Genomic DNA, 14218 nt, shown 5'->3' on the forward strand with positions numbered 1-14218 from the left:
TTCAGGCTTATTTGGATTGCAAGCCTAAATCTGAACGGATTTTAGACACAATGCCTTGATCGAGCCCAACCAAAACCCAGACCCGATCTTTGCCGACCCACTCAGCAACCTGTTTTGTGGCGACCAACTCACGCTCAACTGCCTGATCCACTTTAGTGCTAGCCTGTTTATCTAAATCTTGTCCCATTCTTGTTTTGGCACTTTTAATCTCACCAAGCAAGGTTGATTTTAAATTTGCTGCCAACTTAGTCCTAGCTGCGGCGGTGGCTTGATCGGTTGCAAAAGACACATCTCCACTTACGATCTCGTACGACCCTCGGGCCAAGAAAAGATCGCTGTATTGTTTGTCATGCATATTGACTTTACTAAGTTCGCCAACCACCCACTTAGGAGCATCCTTCGTTTCTTTGCGGTATTCTTTGTTCTCTTTGCTGACCCCGGATTTGGGCTCACCGCACCCTACAATGATCAAAGCCCCCACAACACTCCCTAGTAACAACCATTTCTTAGCACCCATGTTGGCTCCTTGTTTTCAAAATAAAACTCGACTCTAGCACAAAAACGGCAACTAAAACCTAACGACCTGCTCTAGCTTGGGGTTCAGCGTGCAAAATAGGCAATTCTGCTTTCCACAATTCTTGCCCACTTTGGCCATTCACCAAGCGCAACACCAACATGTTTTCTACACCCTCTTTAGTGGTGTTTTGCACCAATTTTGTGCCTAAAATCAAGTTAGGGTGTTTTGCGGCCTTCGCGTTGGCTTCAAGCACAATAAATTTCTTTTGCTCTTTCAACACCGCCTCTTGGGCTTGCACAAGTTTTTTCAGGTCTATTTGCTCTTTTGTGCTGTTTGCAGGCTCAAGCATCAGGGTTTGGTGCCCTTTGATTTTTTGCACCTTTGGATCTTTGAGCATATTTTCTACGGCATTTTTAGCCACTTTAGCCACTTCTTCATCCGTGAGCGCCTCAGCTTTGGCGCTCTGCTCTGCTTTGGGGGCTTGGCTTGTGGGTTTGCCCTCCTCTTTTTGCTCCTCGGGTTTTTTCACCTCTGGTTTTTCTGCCTCTTGTTTGGGGGCTTCTTTGTGGCTCTCCTCTTTTTTAGGGCTGTGATCTTCTTTAGCTTTGTCGCACCCGGCTAGAGCTAAAGCTGTGGCTAAACCTAGAAACGCTAACTTTTTAGAAACCATGTTTTTCTCCTTGTTTTAAAATTAAGACAATCTAAAGGGGTTATCCACCACTTTTTTGCGATCCACCACATAGGGGATCAACGCCATGTGGCGCGCCCTTTTGATCGCCACTTCGACTCTCTCTTGCCACTTTTTGCTATTGCCCGTCAAGCGACGGGGCATGATTTTATAACGCTCAGACAAGGAATGTTTTAACAACTCCAAATCTTTATAGTCGATGAACTCAATCTTGGCTTCCGTGTATTTGCAGTAGCGTTTTGAGTATTTCTTTCTTTCCATTTCTTTCCTTTAGGCTAATTTAAAAAGGCATGTCGTCATCGACATTGATCTCAGGGATTTTCTCTTCTCTCTTGGGGGCTGGGGTTTTAGAGGTTTGGGGGTAACTTTGCGTATAGCCCTGTGACGCTTGCGTGTAATCTTGTGGGGCACTCTGTGCTTTGCTATCGAGCATCACTAAATTCTCCGCCACCACTACATGCTTGCTGCGTTTGTTGCCCATGCTGTCTGTCCAACTCTCAAACTTCAAACGCCCCTCAATGAGCACCTTAGACCCCTTGTGTAGGTATTGTTGTGCGATCTCGGCTGTGCGCCCAAAAAAAGTAACATCCACAAAACAAGTTTCTTGTTCTTTACTCCCGTCTTGTTTTTTGTAGGTGTGGTTTGTGGCAATGCCCCCGCTCCCCACCACAGATCCACTGGGCAAGTGGCGCACCTCTACATCTTTTGTAAAGTGTCCGACAAGGGTGATTTTATTATACACCTTGACCTTCTGCGGGAGGTTCTTTAGCTGGGGCCTCTTTATGGGGCTTTTCGGGCGCGGCGTGCAAGATTTTTTTAGAAGCCCTATCGACCAAAGTGTGCCACGCTTTTTGTTCTTTCTTGTTCTCGTATTTTAAAATGATGAAACGCAACACATCTTCATTGATGCGATATAGCCTCTCAAGCTCTAAAACCGCTTTTGGCTCGGCTTGGAAGTAAATGACAAAATAGTGGCCCCTTTTATGTTTTTGGATTTCATAGGCCAAATGGCGCGCGCCCATGTCTAGGGTGTTGGCGATCACGCCCCCTTGTCCGGTGATCACCTCTTGGTAAAAAGCGATCTTGTTTTTCAGCTCCTCTTCCACTAAAGTGGGTTTGAGGATAAACATTGTCTCGTAATGCTTCAAAAAATCTCCTTTTGGTTTGCGCCCTCTTGTTGTGCCAAAAGAGCAAGGTTAAGCCCACGATTCTAGCGGATACAATCTTGTATTTTGATTAAAAAATGCCAGCTTTTCTCCCTTTGCCCCTGCAAGTTTGCGTTGTGCCAACTTTGCAACAGACTAAATAGAGTGGCGTAGTCGGCGACTTGAAAACAACGATCTTTGAGCTCTTTGACAATGGCGGGCGGGGGGTTGTAGCCTAAAATGTCCTTGGCTTGCGCTTGTCCTTTTTGGCTGTGGGCGTAAAAACCAAAGAGTTGGTAGAAATACCGCCACAACGCCCTTAGCCACTCGCTCTCATCTAGCCCTTCGCTTTCCAAACACCCCCACAACTCCAGCACCCCCTCTTTTGCAAATAGGGCGTTTAAAAAACTTGAAATCTCCACCGCTCCCATGCCCTGCACAAAGTCCTGCACCTCTTTTAAGCCTATGTCTTGTCCTAGCAGGGCGAGTTTTTCTAAATCCCTATGGACTAAGCGCAAATCAAAGTTATGCCCCTCTAGGAGTAAATGCAAAGCCTCTTGGCTGATCTTTAGATGCAAAGCGTGGATTTTCTCTTGCGCCAACTCTAAGAGCGTACCATCAGGAGGGGTGAAGAAGCGCACTTCTAAAACAGAGTCTTTTAACCCTGCGTGCTTAAAATTTGCGCTAAATTGCCTGAAGTCTTGGGCGTATTCGCTTTGGCTTTTTGCCCCCCGATAAAACTCCACAATCAAGGCATTTTGGGGGTGTTTGGCTAAAGTGTCTAAGAGTTTTTGTGTCTCTTTGGCGGCGAGCTTTTTATCCAATTTGAGCCACGCTAAATTGCCCTTAGCAAATAAACTAGATTGCCCCAGCCACTCCAAACACTCGTTTAAATCAAACGCGCTAAAATACGCCCGATTGATTTGCGCTTGGGGGTAGAGTTTGGCGATTTTTTGCCCATAATATTCAATGTAAAACTCCCACTCCCCATAGAGCAACACCGCCCTAGGTGTGCGGGTTTTTAAATAGTTTTCTAGGTCTTTTTGGTACATATTATCACTTCCAAAATTTGTAAAATGTCGTGGTGGTGGTTAGGACTTAGGGTGGCAAAAATCTTAAAAAGTTCTAATAAAAAATCTTTGTGTCCTGCCCCTAAAATAAAGCTACCGCACTCTTTTAACCCCGCCATTCTCCCTAAAAGTGGGGTTTGCGTGTTTAGGTGGGTGATGGGGATACAGACATAGAGCATGGGTTGCGCCCCCACAGCCCTTTGCTTTTCTCTAATCACAATCTCAACCAAAATACCCAAGGAATCAAAGAAATACACCAAAAGTGGGTATTGCACCGCTAAGTGCTGAAAATTTAAGCCGAAAATTTCCTTATGTCGGCAGTAACCGCGCACAATTTTCAAGTCATCTTGCTCTGTCAAAAACATATTTTTAGGCATGTTTTGCAATGAATCTTTTAAAGCCTTGATCTCTTCTGGGAGAATCCATCCCCATTGCACAAAATAATAAAGAAATTCGCTTAACTCGTAAAGGGCTTTTGTTTTGCCATTTGCCCCTTTAAACTCTTTTTCAGGCAAGGTGCTTAGGCTTATGTCTTTATCTGTTTTATCCACATCATAGCTGATTTGCCACTCTATGTAATGTTGTGGTGAAAAAGGTTTTTTTCTTGTAGCGGTAGGCATCCCATATTCATAAGGATTTTGACGGACTTTTACCCTAATTTTGCCACTCTGTGTCGTTAAAGGGATTTGTTGTCCAATGCCAATAATATTTCCATGTGCATCACTAAAACTAATCCACATAATGCTCTCCTAATAGTTCTCGAAAATAAGCCTTGATTTTAGGGCTTACCTGCTTATTTTGGCTTGCTTCAATGAAGGCGTTTTCCAGGGTTTTAAACCTTTCAAAATTAAAGAAAATGTCGCAATTTCTTAGGTAGTAGGGGATGTGGGGGATTTGGGTTTTAAAAATGTCAATGTAGCAGTAAAGGCTGTATTTTTGCGGGTCGATTAAAATGCTGTGTGGCTTTTGGGCGGGCATAAAGGTTTTTGAGCGCGCGAGGGCGTTGATGTCTCTTAGGGGGTAAAAAAATGCCCGCGCTTCTTTAACCTTTTTGGCGTTGGGGTATTTGTCGATGTGGGGGGTGATGGGCTCTAGGTCTTTGAGCTTAAAGCTCTTGCCCTCTAGAGTGGCAAAGGAGAAATTGGCGATAAAGTCAAAATCCATGCCGACATTGTCCCTTGTATAAAGGGCGAGCACAATAGGAAAGGGGGAGAGCGATTTGGGGCAAAAGATTTGAGAGCTAAGGATGAGGGTATTTTTTAAAATGTAATTTTGCCTAAACCCTTTTAGGGCTTGTAAGTTTGTTTTTTTGATGAGATAAGATAAAGGGTGTAGGACACACACAAAATCCGCATTTAATAGGTCGTAAGAGCGCAAGAAACTTAGCCCCAAATCCCTAGTCTTTAAAGGAGGGTCTATGTCTTGAGGGGCGGTTTTTAGGGCTTGGCGCACCTGTGAAGTGGTGTCGTTGTAGGGAGGATTACCCACAATAACAAGCTTATCGCCCTCTAAAAACCCAAAACTTTCACGGCTACATCTCTTTAAGGCGTTTTTGTGGAGTAAAATAGCTTTAGGGGCGTTGGCTTTGGCTTGTTTTAAGGCGTATAAATCCCTGTCCACGCCCACCACTTTTTTAAAGCCTTGTTGTGTGAGAAACGCCCCATCTCCGCATGCGCTATCCAGCAGGCAATATTCTTTGGGGTCTAGGTGTGCGGTAAGCATCGCAAAGGCTTTTTGCACTAAAAAGGGCGGGGTGTAAAAACTGCCTAGATTGATTTTCTCAAGCGGGCTTAAATGGCTCACTTGAGTACTGCTTGCATGGTTTCTTGCACTAGGGGGCTTGGCAGTTTTGGGGCAAATTGTGCGAAACTCAGCACCGCTTGGGCAATTAACATAGCCTTGCCATCAAAGGTTTGTAGGCCACACTCTTTGGCTAGGCTTAAAAAGGGGGTTTGGCGGTAAATGAGATCGTAGGCATATTTAGCCTGCCTAAACAAGGCTTTTAATAGGCCCTCCTCATAGGGCAGGTTGTCGTCTTTAAGCCCGGCGGTGGTGGTGTTGATGATTAAATCGTAGCCACTAGACGGGCAATCTTTGGTTAAAAAACTGGGGACATTTTGGGCTTGGAAATAGGCGAGTCTATCCGCACTTCTATTACACACCGCCACTTCTACGCCCCTTGATTGTAGAGCACACACCACAGCGCGGCTGCTGCCCCCCGCCCCAAAGACCAAAGCTCTAACAATTTTTAACCCCTTTAATGGGGCTAAAAAGCCCTCTATGTCGGTGTTGTAGCCGATAATCTCCCCCTCTCTTAGCACCCAAGTATTCACGGCTTGAATCTCTTTAGCTAGCCCCTCCACTTTATCGCTTGAGTGAAACGCCGCTTCTTTAAAGGGCGTGGTGATGTTTGCCCCACACAAACCCAGCTCTAAAAAACGCTGTTTCAACTCTGCGGGATTTTCTAACAAAAGGGGGTGATAACTCGCCTTAAAGCCTAGCTCTTTCTCAAAGCGCGCAAAAACGGCGTTGTGAAGAAGAGGGGATTTGGAGTGGGCAATGGGATTGCCAAAGACAGCGTAAAGGCGCATCATTTGCTCTTTTTTAAGAGTTTTAAATACACCCAGCCCTTTTCTACCCGCCCCCAGCCGTCTTTAACCTCTAAAATATGCACCTCTTGCCCCCTTAAAATCTTGCCCACCACTTGGGCGTGGATGCTCGGCGTGGCGCGGACATTCACCACGCTAAAGCCCACATAGTAAATGGTGTCTTGCTGTATTTGGGGCGTTTCTTTAAGCTCTGTGGTTTGAGGTGTAGCCACTTTCATAACCTGTTTGTTCTCTTGCGCTTTAAGGGCTTCTTGGGTTTTAGGGGTTGCTGTTTTTTGGACTTCTTTTTCTTGGGCCGCGTTTCCTTGAGATTCTGGCTTTTCTTGCGCTTTGGGGGCTTCTTTTTCCACCTGCGCTTGCTCTTGTGCCTTTTCTTGGGTGTTGGCTTCTACTTGTGCCTGCTTGGGGTTTGCTTGGGGCTTGACCTCAGCCACAAACGCCCCCACATACACACCAAGACACAACGCCACCACCCCCAAGCCATAGCCATAGAGTTTAAAAAATTTCAACGCCATATTCACTCCACAAATGTAATTTCTTGCGCCCCACTCTGCCCCCCCGTATGGAGCGCACCTAAGTAAAACCCCCCCGCTCTCATCAAAGCCCCTAAACTCTCAAGTGGGGCAAGCGCCACCATCCCCACGCCCATATTAAACACCCGCAAGCACTCGCTAAAGTCTATATGCTCTAAGAGCCAGTTAAACACGGGCATGCGCGGCAGGGCTTTTAACTCTATTTGCGCGCTTAAGTGAGCGGGCAAGATGCGCAAAAGGTTGCCTTTTAATCCGCCCCCGGTGATGTGCGCTAGGGAGTGGATTTTGTCTTTCAGGGCGAGCAAGGGCGTGTAAAGCCTTGTAGGGGTTAAAAGAGTTGCTAGGCTCGGGGCGTTTTTAGGCTTGCTCTTTAAAATCTCTCGCACTAAAGAAAAGCCATTGCTATGCAAACCACTGCTTTTAAAGCCCACTAAAATGTCCCCCGCTTTAATCTTGTCTTTCTTGGCTAAATCGCTTTTCTCCGCCAGCCCCACACAAAAGCCCGCCAAATCAAACTCCCCCGCCTTATACACCCCCGGCATTTGCGCGCTCTCTCCGCCGATGAGCGCACAGCCCGACTCTTTGCACCCAAAAGCCATGCCCTCGATCAAGGCCAAAGTTTGGGCGGGCTCTAGCTTGCTTGTGGCAAAGTAATCCAAGAAAAATAAGGGTTTGGCAAAGGCACAGATCAAGTCGTTGACATTCATTGCCACTAAGTCTAGCCCTAAGTTATAAAGTTGGTGCGCTTCTTTGGCAAGCTTTAATTTTGTGCCTATGCCATCGGTGCAAGAGATGAGTACCGGCTCTTTGTAGCCACTAGGCAGAGCACACGCCCCAAAAAATCCGCCCACGCCCTGCAACACGCTTTCATTATAGGTTTGGCTGGCTAGAGGGGCGATGGCTTGTATCAGTGCCTGTGCCTTGTCTAAATCCACCCCGCTTTGCTGGTAAGTCCTAACCATTAGCGCCGCTCAAAGTCAATGCGTGGATCGACAAGGGCATAGGTCAAATCGCTGATGAGATTAACCAAAAGCCCCAAGAGCGTAAAGATATACAGCGAGCCAAAAACCACGGGGTAATCTCTGTTAATCAAGCTATCAAAGCTCAACAGCCCTAGCCCGTCCAAGCTAAAGATGATCTCAATCAACAAACTCCCACTAAAAAACACCCCCAAAAATGCGCTAGGAAATCCGGCAATGACTAAGAGCATAGCGTTTCTAAAAACATGCCCGTAAAAAATGCGATTCTCCCCCGCCCCCTTTGCTCTAGCCGTGATTAAATACAGCTTACCCATTTCATCTAAAAAGGAGTTTTTCACAAGCAGGGTGAGGCTGGCAAAGCCCCCGATGCTCATGCACAGCACGGGCAGGGCGATGTGCCATAAATAATCTTTGATCTTGCCAAGGGTGCTTAAGCTGTCAAAATTGTCACTGACTAGCCCCTTTAGGGGAAAAATGTGCCAATAAGTGCCCGAGGCAAACAACACGATCAGCACGAGCGCAAAGAGAAAAGAGGGGATGGCGTTAGCCACCACCACCGCCACACTGCTAGCCATGTCAAAGCCTGAATTGTTGCGCCGTGCCTTGAGAATGCCAAGCGGGATAGAGATGAGATAAATTAAAAGCGTGCTGAAAAAACCCAAAGAGATAGATACGGGCAGTTTTTCTTTAATCAAATCCACCACGCTGATTTGGCGGTAAAAACTCTGCCCGAAGTCAAAGCAAAGGTATTTCTTCAGCATGAGGACATAGCGTTGCCAAAGGGGTTTGTCAAAGCCATAGAGTTTTGTCAGCTCCTGATAAAGCGCGCTATCCATGCCCTGTGCCCCCTTGTAGCGACTCTCATTTAGTTGGCTTTCTTTCAAATTTAAAGTTTTGCTCTCTTGGTTGGTGGCGTTGGTGAGTCTTGCCATCATCTGCTCCACAGGCCCGCCCGGCGCGCCCTGTATGATGAAAAAATTTAAGGTGATGATGCCAAATAAAGTGGGGATCAAAAGCAAGAGTCGTTTTAGGGTGTAAAAAAGCATCAGGGCTTTCTCTCTAAATTTTTATCCCACCACAAATAGGGCGAAAAGCCATAGGGGGGGTTTTTGAGCATGGCGATCTTATCCCAATAAGCGATGCGCCAAAAGGGGGCATGGAAGTGGGGGATCACATAAAAGCCCCACAGCAGCACTCTGTCTAGTGCCCGCACAGCAGATATTTGACTGGGGCGGTCTTTGGCTTTAATCACCATGTCAATCAAGCCATCAATGGCTGGGTTGGCAATGCCCGAATAATTTTGACTCCCTGGTTGCGTGGCGCTGCCACTTCCCCAAAAATAGCGTTGCTCATTGCCCGGGAACAAGGATTGCCCGATGCTGCCGACCACCATGTCGTAGTCAAATTTTTTCACCCGCCCCATGTATTGGCTCAAATCCACCCTTTGGATTTGCATGGTGATTCCCAAAACCTTTAAGTTTTTGGCATAGGCTAGGGCCAATCTTTCAAAGGCTTCATTATTGAGTAACATAGTGAAAACAAAGGGTTTATGGGTTTTGGCATTGACGAGTTGGTCATGCACCACCACATAGCCCGCTTGCTTAAGCAGGGCTTGGGCGTGTTTTAAATTCTCGCGCCGATTGTAGCCCACCTTGATGGGCCCATTGGTGCTGGGCACTAAATAGGGCGTGGTGAAAATGCGCGGGTTGTATTTTTCTAACTCAGATTTAAACTTCTCTAAATCTTGCAATTCTTGCCCTTGTGGCAAACCGCTAGAGGCAAACACCGAATTACTAAAATAACTCTTGGTGCGTTTGTATTGCGAGAAGAAGAGATTTTGATTCGCCCACTCAAAGTCAAAGGCGTAAAAGAGGGCTTCGCGCACTTTTATATCTTTAAAAAGCTCTCTTCTGGTGTTCATAAAAAAGCCCTGCATGCCAGAAGGCAAGGCATGCTTGAATAAGACTTTATGGATACGCCCGCTAGATATGCCCTTGCCCACATAGCCCCTAGCCCACACCTTCGCCGTGCTTTCAAAACGCCAATCGTAAGCCCCGCTTAAAAAGGCTTGCAAAGCGACCGAGTCGTCCTTGTAGTAGTCAAAACGCACCAAGTCAAAGTTGTATGAGCCCTTTTGCACGGGCAAGTCCCTAGCCCAATAGTTTTTGTTGCGCTCATAGGTGATTTGCTTACCTAGGGCAAAGGTTTTAATGGTGTAGGGTCCGCTAGACACGGGCACTAATAGGGGGTTGTTAAAGTCGTGGGTGTCAAAGAAGTGTTTAGGCAAGATTTGCAGTTGCCCTAAGATGAGGGGCAATTCGCGGTTGTGGGTGTTTTTAAAAGTGAATTTCACATGCCACTTGTCAAGCACCACCGCCTCTTGAATGTCGTGGTAGTATTGCCTAAAAACGGGGCTGCCCTTTTGCATTAAAATGTCAAAGCTGAATTTCACATCGCTGGCTAAAATCGCCACGCCATCGCTAAATTTGGCCCTTTTGTCGATCCCAAAAATGACATAAGAATTGTCCTTCGCCACTTGGATGTCGTTGGCGATTAAAGCGTACTGGGCGTAGGGTTCATCCAGGCTTTGGGCCAAGAGTGTGTCATAAACAAGCTCTAGCCCACTTGCCTTTGTGCCCTTGAGTAAAAAGGGATTGAGGCTATCAAAAGTGCCTAAAGCGTAGTTTTTTAAAAGTCCGCCCTTGGGGGCGTTCGGGTTGGCGTAATTAAAATGCGTGAAGTTGTGCTGGTACTTTGCGCTTTCACCCAAAGCGATAAAAGGGGTGGCACCTAGCCACACCCCACACAACGCCCACGCTAAAAGTTTCACGCCAAGCCCATCAGCTCTTTGGCTTTGGCATAGGTCGCTTGGGCGATGGGGCGCACCTTAGCGCACCCCTCATCGAGCACCTGTTTGACATAGTCGGGGTTTTCTTGTAGGCGTTGGTAGTTCTCTTGTATGGGTTTTAAAGTGGTGCTTAAAAGCTCAATTAAAGCCGTTTTAAAATGCCCATAGCCCTTGCCTTGAAATTCGGCTTCTATCTGCGCTGGGCTCTGTCCGCTTAAATTCTCATAAATGCCTAGCAAGTTGTATATGCCGGGGCGCTCAGGGTCAAAGGCGACCACACCTATAGAGTCGGTGGTGGCTTTTTTAATTTTCTTAGCGATTAAATCCGGGGTGTCTAGCAAAAACAGGGCGTGCAAAGGGGCTTTGTGCGATTTACTCATCTTTATCGTGGGGTCGTCTAAGCCCATCACCCTAGCCCCACTTGCAGCGATCAAAGGCTCGGGCACTTCAAAGCACTTGCCAAAGTCGCGGTTAAACCTTTGGGCTAAGTTTCGTGCGAGCTCTAAATGTTGCTTTTGATCTTCGCCCACGGGCACGGCGTTGGTTTGGTAGAGCAAAATGTCCGCCGCCATTAACACAGGGTAGGTAAATAGCCCCGCGCTCACCTGCTCTTGCTTGGCGCTCTTGTCTTTAAATTGCGTCATGCGGTGAAGCTCGCCCATGCCCGCCACGCAATTTAACAGCCACGCCAAAGCCCCGTGTTCGTCCATTTGGCTTTGGATAAATAGACTGGACTTTTTCGGGTCAATGCCACACGCCAGTAAGAGTGTGGCCATTTCTAAGCTTTGTTGGCGCAACTCTTTAGGATCTTTGGGGATGGTGATGGCGTGCGCATTGACGACACAAAAGATGTTTTCGTAAATGTCTTGGGCTTGCACCCATTGTTTGATCGCCCCTAGGTAGTTGCCTAAATGCACGCCCCCGGTGGGCTGAATCCCTGAAAAAACTCTAGCTTTCATGTGTGCTGTCCTAAGAAAAACACCGCTTCATAGCTTAAAGCGGCGTAGGGGGCGTGTAACTTTAAAGCCTTTGCCTTATGGTAGGGCAAGCCACCCCCGCCCAAAAGTCCGCTCAATTTGAGTTGTTTTAAAAAACTCTCTCTATCTGTAAATTCTTGTTTAAATGTTTCAACCCACATGGTCTGTTTAAACCCCTTAAAACTTTGCTCTAAAATGCTACACACCTCTTTAGCCCCCCTTAAAGGCGAGCGGGTGTTTAAAAAGGCATGCAACTCGCGCAAACTGGCAGCGGTATGGATGGCTAAAGCCACCTGCTGGCAACTTTGCGCCAAACGGCCACACACCTTGGCTAAATCCTGCGCCCACTGCAAGGAAGACGCGCCTATGACTAGCGTGCTTGGCGCAAAATCCGCTTTTTCAAAGTCCGCACATTCTAAGCGCACGCTCTGGGCCACAAGGCTAGTCGTGGGGTGCATGGCAAGCATGGAGGCTGAAATGTCTAGCCCCACAAACTCCCCCACTCTGAGCCCCAAATCAGGCAGTGCTCTTAGCACATTGCCACTCCCACAGCCCAAATCCAGCACCCGAGCGTAAAACCCGGGAGCTAAAGGGGCGAGCAAGCGCTTAATGATGCAATCTTGCACGCTAGAAAAACATGCATAAGTTTTGGCACTCTTGCTAAAAGAGTGGCGCACGGCTTCACCCACAAAGCCCCCTTTAATGCTAAAGTCCTAATTTTAATAAAATTTTGCTAAAATCGCCATTTAATCCTTGCACTTTGGAGCGTGTGTTGAGTAGTCTGTTCTTGGTCTTACAGATTGTACTGGCCGTGTTGATTGTGATTGTCGTTTTGTTGCAAAAGAGCTCGAGCATCGGGCTTGGGGCTTATAGCGGGAGCAACGAGTCGCTCTTTGGAGCCAAGGGCCCTGCAAGTTTCATGGCAAAGCTCACGATGGTTTTAGGCTTTTTGTTTTTAAGCAACACCATCGCGCTAGGCTACTTCTACAATAGGGAGTACAACATCAGCTTGATCGACAGCGCGCCTAAAGTTGCCCCCCTCGTGCCCTTAGTGCCTAAAAACCCCACACAAAACAGCCCCTTAAGCAACCCTTTATTGATCCCCAAAGCCCCCGAAAACCCTCTAGCTGTGCCGCTTAAAAAAGAAAAGCACACCCCGCTCTCTTTGCCCGAGCACAAGAGCGCGCCAAAAAGTGCTCCCAAAAAAGACACAGAAACCAAACAAGACAAAAAGGACTAATCCATGTTAAACGAGATTTACAAGCACACCAAGGAGCAAATGCAAAAGAGTTTGCAAGCCTTGAGTAAAGACTTCACAACCCTAAGAAGCGGGCGGGTTTCCATTAGCCTAGTCGATCATGTCCGTGTGGAGTACTACAACACCCCCACACCCTTAAACCAAGTCGCCTCCGTCATCGCCACAGACGCTTCAACCATCACGATCACCCCTTGGGAGAGGGGGCTTTTAAAGGACATTGAGCGGGCTTTGCAAGAGGCAAATATCGGGGTCAATCCTAGCAATGATGGCGAAAATGTCAAACTCTTTTTCCCGCCCATGACCATGGAGCAACGCAAAGAGATTGCCAAAGATGCAAAGGCGATGGGCGAAAAGGCAAAGGTCGCGATCCGCAACATCCGCCAAGAGGCGAACAACCAAATCAAAAAGCTAGAAAAAGACAAAGCCATTAGCGAAGATGAGAACAAGAGGGCTTTAGCCGAAGTGCAAAAATACACCGATGAGTTCATTAAGAAGATTGACGAGCACACCAAAGCCAAAGAAGAAGAGGTCCTAAAGGTCTAGGCATGGATATTCGCAAAATTTACACCGACTGCGGGGCGCTCTTAGAAGGACATTTTCTGCTCTCTAGCGGCAACCACTCTAATTTTTACCTGCAATCGGCTAAAGTCTTAGAAGACCCCGCCACTGCGTCTAAATTGGCCCACGCTTTGGCCACAGAGATACAAAAATCTAACCTAGAGATCAACACGATTTGCGCGCCGGCTTTGGGGGGGATTTTAGCCGGCTATGAGCTGGCAAGGGCTCTTGGGGTGCGCTTTATCTTCACCGAGCGGGTGCAAGGGGCTATGTGTTTAAGGCGGGGCTTTAGCGTGCAAAAGGGGGAGAAAATTTTAGTCTGTGAGGACATCATCACCACGGGCGGATCGGCAATGGAGTCAGCAGCTTGCGTGGAAAGTCTAGGCGCGCAGGTGGTGGGCTTTGCAAGCCTAGCCAATCGGGGCATTTGCCAAAGGGGCTTAAAGCCTGCACACAAAGAAGCGTGTAAATTGCCAAACTTGCCCTTCTTTGCCCTCGCAGATTTTAACTTTGACATGTATGCGCCTGAAAACTGCCCGCTGTGCGCCCACAGCCAAGCCATCAAACCGGGCAGTCGGGGCAATTAAAGGGCGTGTGGGCGCAAAATTTTAAAGCCTTGCACGGGCTGGAGAGAATCAAAGCTTTCATTACGGACGTGTTTATGCTCTACACCCCGCTTTTGTATTTTGTTACTTATGTGATTTTAGGCTCGGCTCAAGCTTTTAGAGAAAATCAAATGGCGGTTTTTGCCTGCGTGGGCGGATTTGGCTTGCTTTCGGCTCTCTTTTTAAGCGTGAGCGGACAGACCCCGGGACTACGTTATGTTGGCTTAAAATTAGTGTGCGCTAAAACCAACAACAAAGTGGGGTTTTGGCGGGCGTTGTTGCGCTTTTTTGTGTGGCTTTTTGTGGCAAGTACACTTGTGGGCCTGCTTCTGCCCTTGTTTAGCCCAAAAAATAGGCTTTTACACGATGCGCTGTGCCAAACGGATATGCAAAAGATTTAATTCTTTTGGTTAGAATGCTCCTTTTATTG

General features: G+C 47.4%; 18 protein-coding genes and 1 pseudogene. 4 read left to right on the forward strand and 15 right to left on the reverse strand.

What is annotated here, in order from left to right:
• Positions 1-7 precede the first annotated feature (7 nt).
• The 15 genes from HAL07_RS01250 to HAL07_RS01320 form a co-directional block, all read right to left on the reverse strand.
• Positions 8-517 (reverse strand): LPP20 family lipoprotein, encoded by a 510-nt coding sequence (locus tag HAL07_RS01250; protein WP_053941754.1) that lies wholly within the window; start codon positions 515-517, stop codon positions 8-10.
• Between the two features lie 58 nt (positions 518-575).
• Complete coding sequence (locus HAL07_RS01255) at positions 576-1187, reverse strand: hypothetical protein (RefSeq protein ID WP_053944824.1); 612 nt, start codon at positions 1185-1187, stop codon at positions 576-578.
• 21 nt (positions 1188-1208) lie between these two features.
• Positions 1209-1466: a 30S ribosomal protein S18 gene (gene rpsR / locus HAL07_RS01260; RefSeq protein ID WP_015107151.1), complete on the reverse strand. Its 258-nt coding sequence runs from the start codon at positions 1464-1466 to the stop codon at positions 1209-1211.
• A 19-nt stretch (positions 1467-1485) separates the two neighbouring features.
• Positions 1486-1947 carry a single-stranded DNA-binding protein gene (ssb, locus tag HAL07_RS01265; RefSeq protein ID WP_053944825.1) on the reverse strand — a complete coding sequence of 154 codons (462 nt, stop codon included), beginning with the start codon at positions 1945-1947 and terminating at the stop codon, positions 1486-1488.
• Positions 1940-2353: a 30S ribosomal protein S6 gene (gene rpsF / locus HAL07_RS01270; protein ID WP_053944826.1), complete on the reverse strand. Its 414-nt coding sequence runs from the start codon at positions 2351-2353 to the stop codon at positions 1940-1942. The genes ssb and rpsF overlap by 8 nt, the downstream gene beginning before the upstream one ends.
• Positions 2354-2415: 62 nt before the next feature.
• Positions 2416-3402, reverse strand: coding sequence for a DNA polymerase III subunit delta (gene holA, locus HAL07_RS01275; protein WP_053944827.1), 987 nt, complete (start codon positions 3400-3402; stop codon positions 2416-2418).
• Positions 3384-4160: a R.Pab1 family restriction endonuclease gene (locus tag HAL07_RS01280; RefSeq protein ID WP_053944828.1), complete on the reverse strand. Its 777-nt coding sequence runs from the start codon at positions 4158-4160 to the stop codon at positions 3384-3386. Before HAL07_RS01280 ends, holA begins: the two co-directional genes overlap by 19 nt.
• Complete coding sequence (locus HAL07_RS01285) at positions 4150-5223, reverse strand: DNA methyltransferase family protein (RefSeq protein WP_082355774.1); 1074 nt, start codon at positions 5221-5223, stop codon at positions 4150-4152. The genes HAL07_RS01280 and HAL07_RS01285 overlap by 11 nt, the downstream gene beginning before the upstream one ends.
• Positions 5220-6011: a shikimate dehydrogenase gene (locus HAL07_RS01290; RefSeq protein ID WP_053941747.1), complete on the reverse strand. Its 792-nt coding sequence runs from the start codon at positions 6009-6011 to the stop codon at positions 5220-5222. Before HAL07_RS01290 ends, HAL07_RS01285 begins: the two co-directional genes overlap by 4 nt.
• Entirely contained in the window at positions 6011-6544 is a 534-nt protein-coding gene (locus HAL07_RS01295) for an SH3 domain-containing protein (protein ID WP_053941746.1), read from the reverse strand. Before HAL07_RS01295 ends, HAL07_RS01290 begins: the two co-directional genes overlap by 1 nt.
• A 2-nt stretch (positions 6545-6546) precedes the next feature.
• Entirely contained in the window at positions 6547-7524 is a 978-nt protein-coding gene (gene purM, locus HAL07_RS01300; RefSeq protein WP_053941745.1) for a phosphoribosylformylglycinamidine cyclo-ligase, read from the reverse strand.
• Positions 7524-8588 carry a microcin C ABC transporter permease YejB gene (locus HAL07_RS01305; RefSeq protein ID WP_053944830.1) on the reverse strand — a complete coding sequence of 355 codons (1065 nt, stop codon included), beginning with the start codon at positions 8586-8588 and terminating at the stop codon, positions 7524-7526. The genes purM and HAL07_RS01305 overlap by 1 nt, the downstream gene beginning before the upstream one ends.
• Complete coding sequence (locus tag HAL07_RS01310) at positions 8588-10372, reverse strand: extracellular solute-binding protein (RefSeq protein WP_238374455.1); 1785 nt, start codon at positions 10370-10372, stop codon at positions 8588-8590. Before HAL07_RS01310 ends, HAL07_RS01305 begins: the two co-directional genes overlap by 1 nt.
• The gene (gene trpS, locus HAL07_RS01315) at positions 10369-11349 is read right to left on the reverse strand and encodes a tryptophan--tRNA ligase (protein ID WP_053944831.1); all 981 of its coding nucleotides are present in this window, start codon (positions 11347-11349) and stop codon (positions 10369-10371) included. Before trpS ends, HAL07_RS01310 begins: the two co-directional genes overlap by 4 nt.
• Positions 11346-12056 (reverse strand): methyltransferase domain-containing protein, encoded by a 711-nt coding sequence (locus HAL07_RS01320; protein ID WP_053944832.1) that lies wholly within the window; start codon positions 12054-12056, stop codon positions 11346-11348. The genes trpS and HAL07_RS01320 overlap by 4 nt, the downstream gene beginning before the upstream one ends.
• Before the next feature lie 83 nt (positions 12057-12139).
• Here HAL07_RS01320 and secG point away from each other — a divergent pair.
• From secG to HAL07_RS01340, 4 genes and pseudogenes are all read left to right on the forward strand, one after another.
• Positions 12140-12604: pseudogene (secG, locus tag HAL07_RS01325) on the forward strand (preprotein translocase subunit SecG); the annotation flags it as partial.
• 6 nt (positions 12605-12610) lie between these two features.
• Complete coding sequence (frr, locus tag HAL07_RS01330; protein ID WP_053941740.1) at positions 12611-13168, forward strand: ribosome recycling factor; 558 nt, start codon at positions 12611-12613, stop codon at positions 13166-13168.
• Positions 13169-13170: 2 nt separating this feature from the next.
• Positions 13171-13770, forward strand: a complete 600-nt coding sequence (gene pyrE / locus HAL07_RS01335) for an orotate phosphoribosyltransferase (RefSeq protein ID WP_053941739.1) — start codon at positions 13171-13173, stop codon at positions 13768-13770.
• A 5-nt stretch (positions 13771-13775) separates the two neighbouring features.
• Positions 13776-14189, forward strand: a complete 414-nt coding sequence (locus HAL07_RS01340; RefSeq protein WP_053941738.1) for an RDD family protein — start codon at positions 13776-13778, stop codon at positions 14187-14189.
• The last annotated feature ends 29 nt before the right edge of the window (positions 14190-14218 follow it).

The organism is Helicobacter ailurogastricus (assembly GCF_001282945.1).
Lineage (GTDB): Bacteria > Campylobacterota > Campylobacteria > Campylobacterales > Helicobacteraceae > Helicobacter > Helicobacter ailurogastricus.

Bases quoted from the DNA above. Each gene is read 5' to 3' on its own strand.
- HAL07_RS01250 (WP_053941754.1), bottom strand. From the start codon at position 517: ATGGGTGCTAAGAAATGGTTGTTACTAGGGAGTGTTGTGGGGGCTTTG.
- HAL07_RS01255 (WP_053944824.1), bottom strand. From the start codon at position 1,187: ATGGTTTCTAAAAAGTTAGCGTTTCTAGGTTTAGCCACAGCTTTAGCT.
- rpsR (WP_015107151.1), bottom strand. From the start codon at position 1,466: ATGGAAAGAAAGAAATACTCAAAACGCTACTGCAAATACACGGAAGCC.
- holA (WP_053944827.1), bottom strand. From the start codon at position 3,402: ATGTACCAAAAAGACCTAGAAAACTATTTAAAAACCCGCACACCTAGG.
- HAL07_RS01280 (WP_053944828.1), bottom strand. From the start codon at position 4,160: ATGTGGATTAGTTTTAGTGATGCACATGGAAATATTATTGGCATTGGA.
- HAL07_RS01290 (WP_053941747.1), bottom strand. From the start codon at position 6,011: ATGCGCCTTTACGCTGTCTTTGGCAATCCCATTGCCCACTCCAAATCC.
- HAL07_RS01295 (WP_053941746.1), bottom strand. From the start codon at position 6,544: ATGGCGTTGAAATTTTTTAAACTCTATGGCTATGGCTTGGGGGTGGTG.
- purM (WP_053941745.1), bottom strand. From the start codon at position 7,524: ATGGTTAGGACTTACCAGCAAAGCGGGGTGGATTTAGACAAGGCACAG.
- HAL07_RS01305 (WP_053944830.1), bottom strand. From the start codon at position 8,588: ATGCTTTTTTACACCCTAAAACGACTCTTGCTTTTGATCCCCACTTTA.
- trpS (WP_053944831.1), bottom strand. From the start codon at position 11,349: ATGAAAGCTAGAGTTTTTTCAGGGATTCAGCCCACCGGGGGCGTGCAT.
- frr (WP_053941740.1), top strand. From the start codon at position 12,611: ATGTTAAACGAGATTTACAAGCACACCAAGGAGCAAATGCAAAAGAGT.
- pyrE (WP_053941739.1), top strand. From the start codon at position 13,171: ATGGATATTCGCAAAATTTACACCGACTGCGGGGCGCTCTTAGAAGGA.